At 27.6% G+C, this 16,507-nt stretch carries 16 protein-coding genes; all 16 read left to right on the top strand.

Annotation, left to right across the window (positions count from 1 at the left end):
* Nucleotides 1–180 precede the first annotated feature (180 nt).
* On the top strand, nucleotides 181–876 hold the full coding sequence (locus tag GXK56_RS16475) for a DUF554 domain-containing protein (protein ID WP_160689347.1): 696 nt from the start codon (nucleotides 181–183) through the stop codon (nucleotides 874–876).
* Between the two features lie 159 nt (nucleotides 877–1,035).
* A complete protein-coding gene (locus GXK56_RS16470; protein WP_160689345.1) occupies nucleotides 1,036–1,803 on the top strand; it encodes an alpha/beta fold hydrolase in 768 nt (255 codons plus the stop codon).
* Between the two features lie 143 nt (nucleotides 1,804–1,946).
* Complete coding sequence (locus GXK56_RS16465; protein ID WP_160689343.1) at nucleotides 1,947–2,738, top strand: CpsB/CapC family capsule biosynthesis tyrosine phosphatase; 792 nt, start codon at nucleotides 1,947–1,949, stop codon at nucleotides 2,736–2,738.
* Between the two features lie 85 nt (nucleotides 2,739–2,823).
* Nucleotides 2,824–3,438 (top strand): sugar transferase, encoded by a 615-nt coding sequence (locus tag GXK56_RS16460; RefSeq protein WP_243156152.1) that lies wholly within the window; start codon nucleotides 2,824–2,826, stop codon nucleotides 3,436–3,438.
* A 217-nt stretch (nucleotides 3,439–3,655) separates the two neighbouring features.
* The gene (locus GXK56_RS16455; RefSeq protein ID WP_160689339.1) at nucleotides 3,656–4,639 is read left to right on the top strand and encodes a kinase; all 984 of its coding nucleotides are present in this window, start codon (nucleotides 3,656–3,658) and stop codon (nucleotides 4,637–4,639) included.
* A 110-nt stretch (nucleotides 4,640–4,749) separates the two neighbouring features.
* Complete coding sequence (locus GXK56_RS16450; RefSeq protein ID WP_160689337.1) at nucleotides 4,750–6,036, top strand: HAD-IIIA family hydrolase; 1,287 nt, start codon at nucleotides 4,750–4,752, stop codon at nucleotides 6,034–6,036.
* 34 nt (nucleotides 6,037–6,070) lie between these two features.
* Nucleotides 6,071–6,721 (top strand): SIS domain-containing protein, encoded by a 651-nt coding sequence (locus GXK56_RS16445; protein WP_160689335.1) that lies wholly within the window; start codon nucleotides 6,071–6,073, stop codon nucleotides 6,719–6,721.
* A 17-nt stretch (nucleotides 6,722–6,738) separates the two neighbouring features.
* A complete protein-coding gene (locus GXK56_RS16440; protein ID WP_160689333.1) occupies nucleotides 6,739–7,494 on the top strand; it encodes a WecB/TagA/CpsF family glycosyltransferase in 756 nt (251 codons plus the stop codon).
* Nucleotides 7,495–7,511: 17 nt separating this feature from the next.
* Nucleotides 7,512–8,615 carry a glycosyltransferase family 1 protein gene (locus GXK56_RS16435; RefSeq protein WP_160689331.1) on the top strand — a complete coding sequence of 368 codons (1,104 nt, stop codon included), beginning with the start codon at nucleotides 7,512–7,514 and terminating at the stop codon, nucleotides 8,613–8,615.
* A gap of 17 nt (nucleotides 8,616–8,632) precedes the next feature.
* Entirely contained in the window at nucleotides 8,633–9,775 is a 1,143-nt protein-coding gene (locus GXK56_RS16430; RefSeq protein WP_160689329.1) for a glycosyltransferase family 4 protein, read from the top strand.
* A 159-nt stretch (nucleotides 9,776–9,934) separates the two neighbouring features.
* A complete protein-coding gene (locus tag GXK56_RS16425) occupies nucleotides 9,935–11,035 on the top strand; it encodes an EpsG family protein (RefSeq protein ID WP_160689327.1) in 1,101 nt (366 codons plus the stop codon).
* 55 nt (nucleotides 11,036–11,090) lie between these two features.
* The gene (locus tag GXK56_RS16420; protein WP_160689325.1) at nucleotides 11,091–12,086 is read left to right on the top strand and encodes a glycosyltransferase family 2 protein; all 996 of its coding nucleotides are present in this window, start codon (nucleotides 11,091–11,093) and stop codon (nucleotides 12,084–12,086) included.
* A gap of 102 nt (nucleotides 12,087–12,188) precedes the next feature.
* Complete coding sequence (gene glf, locus GXK56_RS16415) at nucleotides 12,189–13,301, top strand: UDP-galactopyranose mutase (RefSeq protein ID WP_243156151.1); 1,113 nt, start codon at nucleotides 12,189–12,191, stop codon at nucleotides 13,299–13,301.
* Nucleotides 13,302–13,318: 17 nt separating this feature from the next.
* A complete protein-coding gene (locus GXK56_RS16410) occupies nucleotides 13,319–14,776 on the top strand; it encodes an oligosaccharide flippase family protein (RefSeq protein WP_160689323.1) in 1,458 nt (485 codons plus the stop codon).
* A 12-nt stretch (nucleotides 14,777–14,788) separates the two neighbouring features.
* On the top strand, nucleotides 14,789–15,298 hold the full coding sequence (locus GXK56_RS16405) for a VanZ family protein (RefSeq protein ID WP_160689321.1): 510 nt from the start codon (nucleotides 14,789–14,791) through the stop codon (nucleotides 15,296–15,298).
* Nucleotides 15,299–15,776: 478 nt separating this feature from the next.
* Nucleotides 15,777–16,505 carry a Wzz/FepE/Etk N-terminal domain-containing protein gene (locus GXK56_RS16400; protein ID WP_160689319.1) on the top strand — a complete coding sequence of 243 codons (729 nt, stop codon included), beginning with the start codon at nucleotides 15,777–15,779 and terminating at the stop codon, nucleotides 16,503–16,505.
* Nucleotides 16,506–16,507: the final 2 nt, after the last annotated feature.

Below are 16,507 nucleotides of genomic sequence, written 5' to 3'. Positions count from 1 at the left end.
TACGGTGGTGTGAGAGGACGCTAAATAAAATAATTATTTAGCTCCTACTCGATTAATGAGCACAAGAAATTTAAGCAGATATAATTATAGGAAGATTAATACGCTTAATTGTTAGATAAATTTTAATTAGCGTATTATAATTAAATATAATATAAAACATTAGAGTGGAGGATTATATAAATGTTGGGGACGATAGTAAATGCATTAGCTATAATAGGCGGATGTTTAATTGGATTAGTAGTAAAAGGAAGGCTGACGGAAAAGATTAGTACAACTATAATGAATGGATTAGCTTTATGTGTACTATACATAGGAATTTCAGGTACACTTAAGGGGCAAGATACATTACAAATAATAATTTCTATAGCAATAGGAGCATTAATTGGTGAAATAATAGACATTGACAAAAGATTAAATGATTTTGGAAATCTGATAGAAGAAAAAATTAATAGTAAAAGAAAAAATAAGATACATGATAAAATTTCTATAGCTGAAGGCTTTGTAACATCAAGCTTACTATTTTGCGTTGGAGCTATGGCGGTAGTTGGATCTTTGGAAAGTGGATTGAAAGGAAATCATTCAACTCTTTTTGCTAAATCAATATTGGATGGAATATCTTCAATAATATTTGCATCATCACTTGGAATAGGAGTAATGCTATCTTCAATTGCAATATTAATATATCAAGGAACTATAACTCTTCTTGCAGGTGGTCTTTCAACTGTACTAACAGAAACTATAATTAATAATATGTCAGCAGTTGGAAGTCTTTTAATTGTAGGACTTGGACTTAATATGCTTGGAGTGAGCAAAATTAAAGTAGCTAACTTACTACCAGCTATATTTATACCTATTATTTTTGGAGTTTTTAGTTAAAACTTAGATTTAGTTATTAATTTAATAGAAGCATATAAAATAGATATTAAATTATTGCATCATGGTTTCGTAAATTAACAAGTTCATGGAGTGATGTTATTATTATAGAGTATATATTAAGTTAAGATAGAAAAAGAATTATGACAGGGGTACATATTTATGAATAAAGATTACATAATTTCAAAAGATAAAGCTAAAATTGTATATAATATTACTGGAAATGGTCCAGCCATTGTATTAGGTCATTCCTTAAGCGGAACAAAAGAGATATGGCAGAAAAGTGGATGGACAGATATTTTAAAAGAATACTTTACTGTTATAGCATTAGATTTTAGAGGAAATGGTGAAAGTGATGTATCATCAGAAATAGATTTTTATTCACAAGATAAAGTTATTTCAGACATAGAAGCAGTAGTACAGAAATGCGGATTTAATACTTATAATTATTTTGGACATTCTTACGGGGCAACAATAGGTTTAAAGCTTTGTAAAAATAATAGAAATGTTAAAAAAGTTGTTTGTGCAGGAACTAATTTTGGAAATGAATTCTTTAAAACAATAGTACCAGATATAATTGCAGATTATGAAAAATTTAAGGCAATAAGAGACAGAAATATATTTGATGAAGAAGGTTTCACTGAGGAAGATATTGAATGGTTAAAGAATACTAATTTAGAAGCCAAAATTGCAAAGCTAAGAGCCATGGAAAAATGGACTGGAGTAAATATAAATGAGATTGAGGGGAATCTAGCTATTTTCACTGGGGAAGAAGATATTCCTTTAGTTAAAGAGGATATATTAAATAATCAACAGGAATTATTAAATAATGGTATTTCATTAAAAGTATTTGAAGAGTTAAATCATGATCAGCTTGTAACTGAGGCATGTATAGTTTCGCCATGGGTTTTAGAGTTTTTATTAAAATAATAAGATATAAGAATAAGGTAAGTATTTTACGAAGAAATTAGTAAATACTTACCTTATTTTTTTGTTTATTCAATTCTAATTGTCATAAGATTAATAAAAATTTAATAAAAATATAAAAAATGATAAGGAGGATAATTAAATATATGATAGATATTCACTCTCATATATTACCTCAAATAGATGACGGTGCTGAAAATATAGATATAACACTGGAAATGTTAAAAGATGCAGTTAAGGATGGTACTAAAAAGATAGTAGCAACTCCTCATTATTTTATTGGATATGGAACAACAACAATTACAGAAGTAAGAGATTTTGTAACTGAACTAAATTATCTTATAAGGGAGAAGAATCTAAAAATTCAAATTTATAGTGGACAAGAAGTATACTTAAATGAACATACAATAGAGGATTATCTAGAAGGTAATATTGGCACTATTAACGATTCTAGATATATGCTCACTGAATGCTCAATATATGAATTTAGCGATTATATATTTGAAATAATATATGAACTTAAAATTAGAGGAATCATTCCAATAATCGCTCATCCAGAAAGATATGTCCCAATTATAGAAAATGTCTTATCTATAAATAAATTTATAGAAAGTGGATGTTTATTTGAAATGAATAGCGGAAGTATACAAGGGGCGTTTGGAAGAAATGTAAAAGCAGTAGCTGAATTGTTTTTAAAAAATGGGATTTATAACTTTATTGGATCAGATGCACATAATAATGTAAATAGAACTACAGTATTATCAAAAGCAATTAATATATCAAATAGTATAAATGTTAAAAGTGAAAAAGTTTTTATGGACAGTGCAAGTAAATTGCTTGAAAACAAGGATATAGAATTTTGTGGGCAAAAGCTTAAAGAAAAGAAATCTATATTTTACTTTTGTAATAAAACTAAAAAGAAGGGCGTATTATATTGAGAAGGGTGCAGAAATAAATATAGAATGAATTTTATTAATGCTAATAAGGGGGATTAACGTGCAAAACTCGATCTTAAAAGAACAAATGAAACATAGAGAAGTTTATGAGTTTATAAAAAGAGCCTTGGATATAATTTGTTCTTTAATAGGATTAATAGTTTTGATGCCAATACTAGTAATTGTTGCAATTCTTATAAGAATTGAATCAAAAGGTTCTATAATTTTTTCTCAGGATAGAGTGGGCAAGAATGGTATAGTATTCAAAATGTATAAATTTAGATCAATGGTAGGCAATGCAGAAGAGCTCAAAGAAAAGTTAGCTAGTGAAAATGAAAGAACTGGTCCTATGTTTAAAATTAAGAATGATCCGAGAATAACAAAAGTGGGAAGGTTTATTAGAAAGACAAGTATAGATGAATTACCACAACTAGTTAATATATTAAAAGGCGAAATGACTATTGTTGGACCAAGACCATCTCTTCCTGATGAGGTAAAAAGTTTTGAAGTATGGATGCTGAAAAGATTGAGTGTTAAACCAGGATTAACTTGCTATTGGCAAGTGTCAGGAAGAAATAATATTGAATTTAATGAATGGATGGAATTAGATATTAAATATGTTAAAGAGAGAAATCTTCTGATAGATGTAAAACTTATATTTAAGACATTTTTTGTGTTATTTGGAGATAAAAATGCAAGTTAATAAGTAATGATATAAAAAGTCAACCTAAATGGAAAATATAGTGAGTAACTAAATGTATAAATTTAGATGTAGTTAATTAATACAGAAAAAGTTAAGATGCTTAATAAGGATGAAATGATTTCAATAATGAATACTGAAAAGATGGAAAAATGGATTTGACAAAGATATGATTACAGAAGTGATTTTTTAACATTAACAAGAAGGAGTAAGCTAATTAATGATTATAACAAAAACACCTTTTAGAATATCTTTTTTTGGCGGGGGTACAGACTTTCCTGGATTTTACAATGAGTACGGAGGAGCAGTTATTTCAACTACTTTTGATAAGTATTGTTACGTAAATGTTAGACATCTACCAAGATTTTTTGATTATTCTACTGAACTTTCTTATGCCAAAATAGAACGTGTAACATCTGTAGGAAGTATTGAACATCCAGCTATAAGGGAGGCAATGAAGTTTTTGGATATGCAGAAGATTCGTCTTACATATGAAGCGGATCTTCCAGCCCGTTCTGGATTAGGTACGAGTAGTTCATTTGCTGTTGGAATGTTAAACGCATTTTATGGATTAAAAGGAAGGTATGCAGATAAGAAAAAATTAGCAGATGAAGCTATATATTTGGAAAGAACACTTTGCAAAGAAAGTGGAGGTGTTCAGGATCAAATAGCAGCTTCTTTTGGTGGATTAAATAGAATCAACTTTAATGAAGATGGGTTTACGGTTAATCCTATTATTATCTCTGCTGAACGGAAAAAACAATTAAATGATAATTTAATGCTTTTCTTTACTGGGTTTTCAAGGTTTTCTTCAGATATTTCTAAAGTTCAAGAATGTACTATGAAAGATAAGACAAAGCAATTATTGGAAATGTTAAGCCTAGTAGATGAAGCAGAAAAAATTTTAACTTCAAAAAGTAATTTAAAGGAGTTTGGGAAGCTTCTAGATTATACATGGAAATTGAAACGTGGAATTACTAATAAGATCACAAATGATGATATTGATTCATTATATGCAAGAGCTATAGAAATAGGAGCAATTGGTGGAAAGTTATTAGGAGCTGGTGGTGGAGGGTTTTTATTATTTTATGTTGAAGAAGATAAAAGGAAAGCCATAAAAGAGGCAATGAAAGATTTATTATATGTTCCGTTTGAATTTGAAAACAGTGGGACTAAAGTTATCCATTACACATCAGAATATTAGGTGTCACATGAATTAACTATAGAAAATTACTTAGGACCTCTGGTAACAGATTCTAATACTTGAAAGCAATTTGCTTAAAATTAATAATAGAAGATTTGAGGCTAAATAGTATGAAAATAGTTATTATGGCTGGTGGAAAAGGAACAAGAATAACTTCTGTTAATTCAGAGGTTCCAAAGCCCATGATTCCAGTTTTAGATAAACCAATTCTTGAATATCAGATTGATTGTTTAAGGGAGCAGGGGTTTACAGAGATAATTTTAGTTATAGGACATCTTGGAAATATTATTAAAAATTACTTTGGAGACGGTAGCAATATATCAACAAATACGGGCAAACCTTTTAATGTTCATATTAAATATATAGAAGAAAAGGAACCACTAGGAACAGCTGGTGCTCTATATTTTTTAAAAGATGAATTAACTGATGATTTCTTATTATTAAATGGAGATATTATTTTTGATATTAATATTCACAGGTTTTATAAGTTCCATAAAGATAAAGGTGGAGTAGCTACTTTGTTTACTCATCCGAATAGTCATCCATATGATAGTGGTATTATTGAATGTAATAATAATGGAGAAGTGACTAATTGGCTTCACAAAGAAGATGAAAGACTTTGGTATAAGAATCGTGTTAATGCAGGTATTCATATGTTTTCTTCAAAGATTCTTGATATATTTAAAGAATTGAAAAAAGTTGATCTTGATAGAGAGGTGCTAAAACCTCTTATTTCATCTGGATCACTTTTTGCCTATGGTTCACCTGAATATGTAAAAGATATGGGAACACCAGATCGATTCTATTCTGTAATAGAAGATATTAAAAGAGGAAAAGTAAAAGCAAAAAACTTGTCATATAAACAGAAAGCAGTATTTTTAGATAGAGACGGTACAATTAATAAATATATTAGTTTTTTAAAAAACATTGATGACTTTGAATTGATTTACGGAGTAGCTGATGCCATTAAGAAAATCAATGAAAGCGGATACCTCACTATTGTAGTTACTAACCAACCTATGATAGCAAGGGGAGAGGTTAGCCTTGAACAACTTTATGAAATCCATAATAAAATGGAAACACTTCTTGGCCAAAAGTGGGCTTATATAGATGACATCTTTTTCTGCCCTCATCATCCTGCCAAAGGATTTGAAGGTGAAAGATTAGAATATAAAATCGATTGTAAGTGCAGAAAACCAAAGGCAGGTATGATTTTAAAAGCAACTGAAAAATATAATATTGATTTATCGAAATCCTGGATGGTTGGAGATAATGAAATTGATATGAAATCTGGTTTAAATGCTGGGTGTAATGTCGCGTTAATAGGTGAGAGTGATATATATGAATCTTATAAGAATTTAACTGAATTTGTAGACAGCATTTTTAAAGAGATTTAGATAGGTTAAAAATATATTATTGAGAGGAATAAAAATGAAAACTTTAGAAATAAAATTGAATAAACATGTTGATCTATTAATAGAAAGATATCCAGTATTAGAATTAATTAAAGATCAAATTATTAATGCTTATTTTGTGCTGGAGGAATCATATAAAAATGGTGGGAAGCTATTAATAGCTGGTAATGGTGGTAGTGCAGCTGATGCGGATCATATTACGGGTGAATTGATGAAAGGTTTTGAGAAGCAGAGAAAAATTTCTGATGAATTTGCAAAAAAGATTATAGCTATTGACCATGAATGGGGAAAAGAACTAGCTGAGAAATTGCAGGGTGCACTACCAACTATCGCTTTGAATAATCATACAGCGTTTACTACAGCTTATCTCAATGATGTTGATGGACTTTTATGCTTTGCACAGCAAGTAAATGGATATGGAAAATTTAAAGATGTATTTCTTGGAATATCTACATCAGGTAATTCAAGGAATGTGCTTTATGCTGCAGTTACTGCTAAAGCTAAAGGTATGAAAGTTATTTCTCTTACTGGTAAAGATGGTGGGAAGCTTAAAGGTATTTCAGATGTATCAATAATAGTTCCTAAAACTGAGACATACATGATTCAAGAATTACATTTGCCGATTTATCATTGCTTGTGTTTAATGTTAGAAGATAAGTTTTTTTAATAGGAGATTTTAAGAATATGAATAATCATAAAATGAGATTATTAAATACATATGTAAATAATCTATCTATGAAAGAAACTTTACTAAACTTAGATAGCTACATCAAGGAGAATCATAGAAAATCTTATATCGTAGCAGTTAATGTTGATGTAATAACTCAAATAGAGGAAGATAACTATTTAAAGAAAATAATAGATAATGCGGATATGGTTTTAGTAGATGGAACGCCACTTGTATGGTTATCTAAATTGTTTAAGATTCCTGTAAAAGAAAAAATATCTGGATCTGATTTAGTTCCACAAGTTTGCAAAATGTCAGCTGATAAAGGGTATACCCTGTTTTTTATTGGTGGAAGAGATGGTGTTGCAGAGCAAGCTAAAGTTAGACTTGAAAATTTATATCCCCAAATAAAAATAGTAGGAACTTATGCTCCACCATTTGGATTTGATAAAAATCAAGAAGAACTAGAAAAAATTAATTGCATAATTTCAGAAGTTAAACCAGATATTTTAATTGTTTGTTTTGGATGTCCTAAACAAGAAAAATTTATTTATGAAAATATAGACAAATATAATGCTAAAGTTTCAATCTGTGCTGGTGCGACAATTGATTTTCTGGCAGGAAATATTAAAAGAGCACCGAAATGGATGAGTACTTATGGACTAGAATGGTTTTATAGATTTACACAAGAACCTAAAAGGTTATTCAAACGTTATTTTGTTAATGACATGAAGATATTTAAACTTGCATGGAAATACAGAGCTAAAGATTGAATTAGAAAGGGAATACTATGATTTATGCAATAGATTTGACCAGTTTGTTTGATAATTTATCTGGCATTGAAAGATATGCTCTTTGCATAACACAAGAAATGCTAAATATAGACTACTTGAATAGATATGTATTAATTTTTAAGAATCAAATCCATTTAGATTTTAAGAAGTATGAAAATAGAAAAAATATAGAATTTCATATTTTAAAAGGAAAAAATAAACTTATATTTAATCAGTTTGTTTTATTAAAACATCTTTATAAAATAAAGGCTAACAAGTATTTATTCTTTGCATTTCCTAGTCCAATTTTATTTAAACGGAAAGGCATTTTTAATACAATTCATGACATGGGTGCATGGGATGTACCTTATACAATGAAAAAACTTTCAAAAATTTATTTTAAATATTCATATATTAATGCAGCTAGAGTGAGTGATGGAATCTTTACAGTATCTAAGTTTACAAAAGAAAGAATTATAAAATTATTAAAATATGATAATGACAAGATTCATATAGTTCCAAGTGGAATATCTACATTATTTAATGTATGTAAAGAGAATGATCCCCAAATGTTATTTGAAAAATATGCTATACCTTCAAACTATATTTTATGCTTGTCAACTCTTGAACCAAGAAAAAACATGAATTTATTATTGGAAGCATATAATGAGGTCTTGGATAAAGTAGATTATGATTTAGTGTTAGTAGGAAGAAAGGGCTGGAAGGTTAATGAATTTCTGCGAAAATCAGAAAAAATAAAAAATAGAATTCATTTAACAGGATTTATTGAAGATGAAGATCTTCCTTATATATATAAAATGGCAAAATGTTTTGTTTTTACTTCAATATATGAGGGATTTGGATTACCTCCTTTAGAAGCTCTAAGCATGGGGACAACTGTAATTTCATCAAATGCAGCTTCATTACCAGAAGTCTTAGAAGACAAAGCAATTTTTTTTGAAAGTAATATAAAAAATGATTTAGTTGATAAGCTTATTAGGTTAGATACTATAACGCAAAATAGTAAGTATGGCGTTTCAAAATACCAAAGAGAAACATATAATTTTAAAGCATCTGCCAATAAAGTGTTACAAATTATTGATCATATGAATAATTTTTAATTTGAGAGGTAAAATTTATGAAAATAGCAATACTACATTCTGGTGATTTAGAAAATTTATCATTAGGAGGAGTAGATCAATATATAAAAAATATTATTAGATATAGTAATGATGATGAAATAGTTGTTTATGGAACATCCCCTCATAAAATGAAAATTATAGGCAAGAAATATAAAAGTCAATTGTGTGGGAAAGTATATACTTATATACCAATATCTGATGATAAAAGGCATCCCTTGTGTATCTTTTATTTATTCAATATTATTAAATATTTATCTTCATTAAAAAAGTTTGATGTTATATATGCACAGCGCATAGAGTATAGTTTACCTTTCATATTTAGTAAAAGTAGAAAAAAGTTAATACAAATAGTTCATGGCTCTAGTAAATATACCACATTAAATTGGGGGAGTTTTAAAACCAAGGTGTATTGTTTGATGGAAAGGATATCTATTAGAACAGCAAGTAAGACCTTAGTTGTTTTATTACGTAAAGAATTTGGAATCCCATATTATAAAGCCGAATATTCAAAATATAAGGATAAAATATTTTATGGGAAAATACCTGTTAATACTACTATATTTAAAAATTTAGATAAAGATGAATGCAGAAGAAAATTAGGTTTACCGATAGACGGTAAAATTATAATGTATGGAGGAAGGGTAGAAGATAATCCTAAACGTATATTTATATTGGTTGATATATTAAATGGATTATTGGATGAACATAAAAATATTTATCTAATGTTGGTGGGGGATGGTAGTGACAGAGAAAAGTTGAAAAGTTTGATAGCTAAAAAAGGACTGGAACGTAATTACATTGACATTGGTTATATTGAAGATCGTGAAATATTGGTAAATTACCTAAATAGTTCAGATATTAATATAAATCTTTCAAGATTTGAAGGAACTTGCACCTCAAGTCTAGAAGCAGTTGCATGTGGAGTGCCAGTTGTTTCAACGAATTCGGGTGATATAAATCTATTTGTTCATGATAATTGTAATGGAATAGTAGTTAACAATACTACTAATGATGAAATTATTAAAACAAGTATTCAAGCAATAAATAGAATTTTTAATGGAGAAATAAAGATGACAAATGATTTTTTGAAATATGAGTGTAGCTTTGTTGTTCGAGAATTATATACTATGTTTAATTAGATATAATATTTTGAGATATGGATTGTTTTAATTGTGTTAAAAAATAAAAGTAATAATATACAAGATGAAATAATAACAATGTAATTTTTTGGTGAATAATGATACTAATTAGTTATTATGTTAGATAGCATTAAAATTCTAATATTAGGAGAGATTTGAATGAGGCAAACACTTTCAGTTATGGAAACAATATTTTTATATATATTTATTATTTTATCTACAACTATTTTTTCATATTTAAGTATTGGGAAGTACTCCATATATGAAAAATATAAGAGAAAAATATTTTCATTTTTAACAATACTAATACCATCATTATTTGCAGGAATAAGATGTGGCATAGGTACAGATTACAATTATACTTATTTGCCTGAATTTGTTAAAATGGCGTCTTCCTCATATAAATCTCGTCTAGAAATTTTATATGTCTTACTAAATAAAATTATAATTAGATTTAATGGAAATTTACAGTGTGTATTATTTGTTATGGCATTTTTGACTTTGTCTTTTATGTATTTAGGTTTAAAACAATATGCTGATAAAATTAGTTTCCCATTGGCTTTTTTTACTTATTTGATTACCTATTATTTTCAATCTTATAATATTCTTCGTCAAGCATTGTCAATGGCTATAGCTTTTTTTGCTTTAAAATATGTAAATGAAAGAAAGTTAATGAAATACTTTTTTTGGATTATGATAGCTATTGGTTTTCATGTTGGTGCAATAATAATGATTCCAATGTATTTTTTATATAATTGTTTTACAAACGAAAAATATAAATACTGGAAAAAAGCGCTTATCATTTTAGGATTGTTGGTTTTCATAAATTTTAAAAATATATTTTCACCATTAATTCTAAAGTTAAGTAGTATGCAACATTATTATGGATATGTGTCTAATATAGACAAGCTTTCGTTCAGCCCATATTTTGTTTTTAAATATGTAATATACTTGTTGTTGCCATTAGCGTTTTATCGAAAAATCTTTAATGTAGAAAAATTAAAGTTGCATTGCGCATTTTTAGTATGCGGATGTATTGGTATGCTTGCTGCTTATATGAAATCAATTGAAATTGCGAGAATGGCTTTTTACTTGCATTATTCAATAATTGTAGTTTTCCCAGCAACCTTTAAAAAGTTAAAGGGAAAAAAATCTTTATATGTAGGTTGGCTTATGCTCATAGGACTGCTTGGAATTTGGATTTATGAAACTTTTATAAAAATGAATGGTGAAATAGTACCATATTCATATTTGATATAACTGAATTTATTCATAATCATATTATTTAAATATATTTTGAAGAGAGGATTATAAAATGAATAAGCTATTAACTGTATCTATAGCGGCTTATAATGTAGAAAAATGGATAAAACAAACGTTAGATTCGTTTATAGATCCATTTATATTTGATAATGTTGAAGTTTTGATTGTTAATGATGGTTCACGTGATAAAACAGAATTGATAGCAAAAGAATATGAGACAAAATATCCAATTATTTTCAAAGTGATTTCTAAAAAAAATAATGGATATGGATCTACTATAAATACTGGCATTAGAGAAGCTACAGGAAGATATTTTAAAGTTTTAGACGGCGATGATTGGTTTGATAAAAATGAATTAATGAAGGCATTATATCATTTAAGAGACTGTGATGCTGACATTGTTATTACACCTTATAAAACATTTAATGTTCAAAATAATAATATTAATGTTATTAGTTTGCCAAATATTAATAAAAATGAGTTATTAAATTTCAATGAAATAGCTAATACATATAAATCTGTATTAGCTATGCATGGAATTACGTATAAAACATCAATTCTTAAGGCAAATAACATAATTATAGATGAAAATTGCTTTTACACTGATACAGAGTACGTTTTATTTCCTTTGATTTATGTTAATAATGTAGAGTTTTTTGATGCTAAAATTTATGTTTATAGAATAGGTATGGATGGCCAAAGTGTTGGTATTAATGGAATAACAAAGCATTATAAGGATCATATAAAAGTTTGCTATTCACTTTCAGAATTTTTTAACAGTAGATGTGAAGTTATCTCTAACAATGTCAAAAGTGTAATTATATATAGAATTGCTGAAATGATTTCAAAACAATATAATCTTTTTACTCGTATTCCATACAGTAAAACTATTTTTGAGGAAATGTTAGAATTTGACAAACGAGTTAAAGAGAAATATTATCAGCTATATGTTGAGAGTAATAATTTCACTAATGTAAAATTACTTAGAAAAACGAAGTTTATGTCCTATTGGCTCTTGAAATTATATCATAATATTTCAGGAAAATAATTAGAATTTTGTTAGAGCAAAAAGTTTTAGAGTTTAAAATAAATGAGATTAAGTATATGAATAAAAAGATAAATATTACAATTTCAATTAGACTGAAAGTAGGTGAAGATTATATTAGGCAGATATGATTACTTAATAGTAGGAGCAGGTTTATACGGTAGTATTTTTGCACATGAAGCGAATAAAAAAAGGAAAAAGTGTTTAGTTATTGATAGACGGAACCATATAGGTGGAAATATATATACAAAGAAGATAGAAGGAATCAATGTTCATCAATATGGTGCACATATCTTTCATACGAACAATGAAGAAGTTTGGGATTATATTAATTCTTTTGCAAGGTTTAATAGATATACTAACTCACCAATTGCTATTTATAAGAATGACATTTATAATATGCCATTCAATATGAATACATTTAATAAAATGTGGGGAGTAAAAACACCTTCAGAAGCTAAAGCAAAACTAGAAGAGCAGATTGAGGAAGCTAATATTAAAGTTCCAAGGAATTTAGAGGAACAAGCAATAACTCTAGTTGGTGAAGAGATATATATAAAGTTAATAAAAGGATATACTGAAAAACAGTGGGGGATGAAAGCGACAGAGCTGCCTTCATTTATTATTAAAAGATTACCAATTCGTTTTACTTACGATAATAATTATTTTAATGATAAGTATCAAGGTATTCCAATTGGCGGTTATACACATATTATTGAAAAAATGCTTGAAGGAATTGAGGTAAGAACCAATATAGATTTCATTGCTAATAGAAAAGAATTAGAGAGCATTGGGGACAAGATCATATTCACTGGAATGATAGATGAATTTTACAATTATTGTTATGGAAAATTGGAATATCGTAGTTTGAAATTTGAACATGAAATACTAGATATGGAAAATTATCAAGGCAATGCTGTAGTTAATTATACAGAATTTGATGTGCCGTATACTCGTGTCATTGAACATAAGCATTTTGAGTATGGGACACAACCTAAAACTGTAATTACAAAAGAGTATCCAGTAAAATGGAATAAGGGAGATGAACCTTATTATCCTATAAATAATCCTAAAAACGATGCTATCTATGCTAAATATAAGGAATTTTCCAAACGAGATGAAAAAATTATTTTTGGAGGAAGATTGGCAGAATACAAGTATTATGATATGCATCAGGTAGTAAAACAGGCGCTGAAAAAAGTTGAGGAAGAAATTTAAGAAGGAAGAATTATGCAATGGAACGAAGTATAACCCGAAATTTAATGTATAACCTGTTGCTTCAAGTAGTCACATTAGTTTTACCACTTATAACAGTTCCATATACAAGTAGAATTTTAGGCGCTGACGGAATAGGTATATATAGTTTTACCTTATCAATTACACAATATTTTATAATATTTGGAACTTTGGGATTATCAATGTATGGAAATAGGCAAATTGCCTATATAAGAGATGATAAGGTAAGAATGTCTAAAACGTTTTGGTCTATATTTTTTCTTAGAACAATTACCTCAGGAATTGCTATATTACTCTATTATATAATATTTTCAAAAGTAGCTATATACAAAGAAATCTATATGATTCAGATGCTTAATATTATTGCAGCCACATTAGATATTTCATGGTTATATATGGGGATTGAAGATTTTAAGAAAGTAGTTATAAGGAATTTATTGGTGAAAATAATTGGTGTTGGACTTATTTTTACATTTGTAAATAGTTCAAGAGATTTAAAATTATATGTATTTATTAACGTATTAATGTTGTTAATTGGGAATGCTTTGATGTGGGCTTATTTGTCTAGCACAGTAGTTAAAGTCAAAATAAAATTAAAAGATATTAGTGTTCACCTAGTACCTTCAATTAAATTATTCATACCTCAAATAGCTATTCAAATCTATGCTGTTCTAAATAAAACTATGCTAGGAGCTTTCTCTAATGTGGAACAGTTAGGCTATTATGAACAAGCAGATAAAATTATACAAACGGTTCTAGGATTAGTGACGGCACTAGGAATAGTAATGCTTCCTAGAATGAGCAATATTTTTGCTAAAGGTGATACAAAAAGCATGAATAATTATTTAAATAGTAGTTTAGCATGGGTAGCATATATATCAGTGCCTATTACTATTGGAGTTGCAGGAATATCATACGAATTTGTTCCGTGGTTCTTTGGTAATAGTTTCGAATCGGCAAAATATATAATTATTGCACTTGCACCTATATTGTACTTAATAGCAATGAGCAATGTAATGGGTATGCAATATCTAACTCCAGCTAATAGAATAAAAGAATTTACAGTATCGGTAATATGTGGTGCTGTAATAAATGTAATAATTAATTTAATACTAATCCCTAAGATTCATGCAATTGGCACCTGTGTGGCAACAATAATGGCAGAATTTTCTGTCACTGCAGTTCAGTGTTTCTGTTTAAGACAAGAAATAAATATTAAACAATATTTAAACCTATTTGCAAAATATGTATTTGCTGCAGTTATAATGTTTGCAGTTGTAAGAATAATAGGTATGACTATGGGTATTAAAATAATAACTACAATAGTACAATCTATAATAGGGGCTATTGTTTATATTATGATATTAATAATGCTGAGGGAAAAAAATAATGAAATATTGTTGAGTTATATATTTGATAAGATAAGAGCAATTCAAATTAAAAATAAAATAATATGAAGGGGCGATAAATTGAAAAAAATTGCTATACTTTTATGCTTATTTTGGATGGGGTTTATATTTTATATGTCAAGTATTGACGCAGAAATCTCACATCAAGAAAGTAATAAAATAGTCAATATAATTAAAAATACTGAAACAAACCCACAAATTAATGCTAAAAATGAAATAATAAATGAAAAAAATATTAAAGAAGAACAAATGAAACAAAACCAATTAGATTATATAATTAGAAAAAATGCCCATGCATTTATGTATATGATATTAGCTGTTTTAGTAAGTGGAGCATTCTTTGCCAATGATAAAAGAGGAAAAGATGCAATAGGTAATATACTGCTAATTTGCCTGCTTTATGGAGTAATAGATGAATTTCATCAATCTTTTATACCAGGAAGAACTTCTTTAGTTAGTGATATTCTAATCGATTTTTTAGGAAGTTTAGTTGGATTAACAATTTTTTATCTAGCCTATTACAAGCACATAAAAATAAGTAATTTTAAATCATTGTCTTCAAAAAAATAGTATTATATACAGAATCAGAATTTTTGCAGTAGTAATTATAAAGCTAAGCTTAAATAGACAAATAATATAAGAAAATTTATGTGCAGGAATAATCTCAGTATAGTGAAAGTTTTTTTAATCAACATTTATTAATGGAAAATTGTATAAATTAGAAGGCAAGTTTTTTGATAAAATCAAAGCTTGCTTTTTTATATATAAAAATAATGTTAAATTGAATATTTTATATAAAATTATAGATATGATTTTTGTGAACTTCTAAAATATTATATAGGTAAATATATATAATATATAAGATGTAATATAGTAGATGAAATTTGATATGTGCATTTAAAGAAAAACATAAATACACAGGAGGTAGTGATGTGAAAATGATAGATGGTGCACAGAATATATATGAATTTATATTGGAGCATGTCTTTTTAAAAATATTAAAATTATATAACATAATGAAAATTTAAGAAAAGAAGGAAGGAAAAGCATGGAAGAAATAGATTTCAGAATTAAAGATATATGTGTAATATTAAAAAGCAAGTGGAAAATTATAGCTTCAATAACAAGCGCTGTAACATTATTAGTAGGAGTGATTACCTTTTTTGTAATTAAGCCTGTTTACGAGACTAATACAAAAGTCTTTATAGGTAAAGACCAAATTCATAATTATTATCAAGATTATGAAATGAATGATGTGATGATGTATCAAAATTTATTAAAGACATATTCAGAAGTGATTAAAAGCACTGATTTAATTGAAAATGCAATTTACAAGAGTGGTTTAGATATAACACCAGAAGAATTGATTAATGGTTTGGAAGTTACCCCTAAGGTTGATACTCAAGTAATGGAAATAAGTTATAAGAACAACAATAATCAATTAGCTAAAGATATATTAGAATCAGTAGTTAATGAGTTTATGATAGATACTAAAGAGCTTATTCCTAATGCAAAAGTAAAAGTTATAGAAAGTGCTAAGTTGCCAGAATATCCAACAAGTCCAAATAAAGTGAAGAACATAGCAATAGCTTTTTTATTAGGGCTTATTATAGGTAGTATTATAGCTCTCTTTTTAGATTACATGGATGATACACTTAAAACAAAAGAACAAACTGAAAAAATAATGGAGATTCCTGTGATAGGAATGATACCTTGTGAAGATAAGAACAATACAAGGAGTAAGGAAAAGCATCTAAAAACAACTATAATAGCTTAAAT

This window comes from Clostridium sp. C2-6-12 (genome assembly GCF_009928485.1).
Taxonomy (GTDB): domain Bacteria; phylum Bacillota; class Clostridia; order Clostridiales; family Clostridiaceae; genus Clostridium.
Note: the sequence above shows the minus strand (reverse complement) of the source record. Positions and strands in the feature narration are given on the sequence as shown.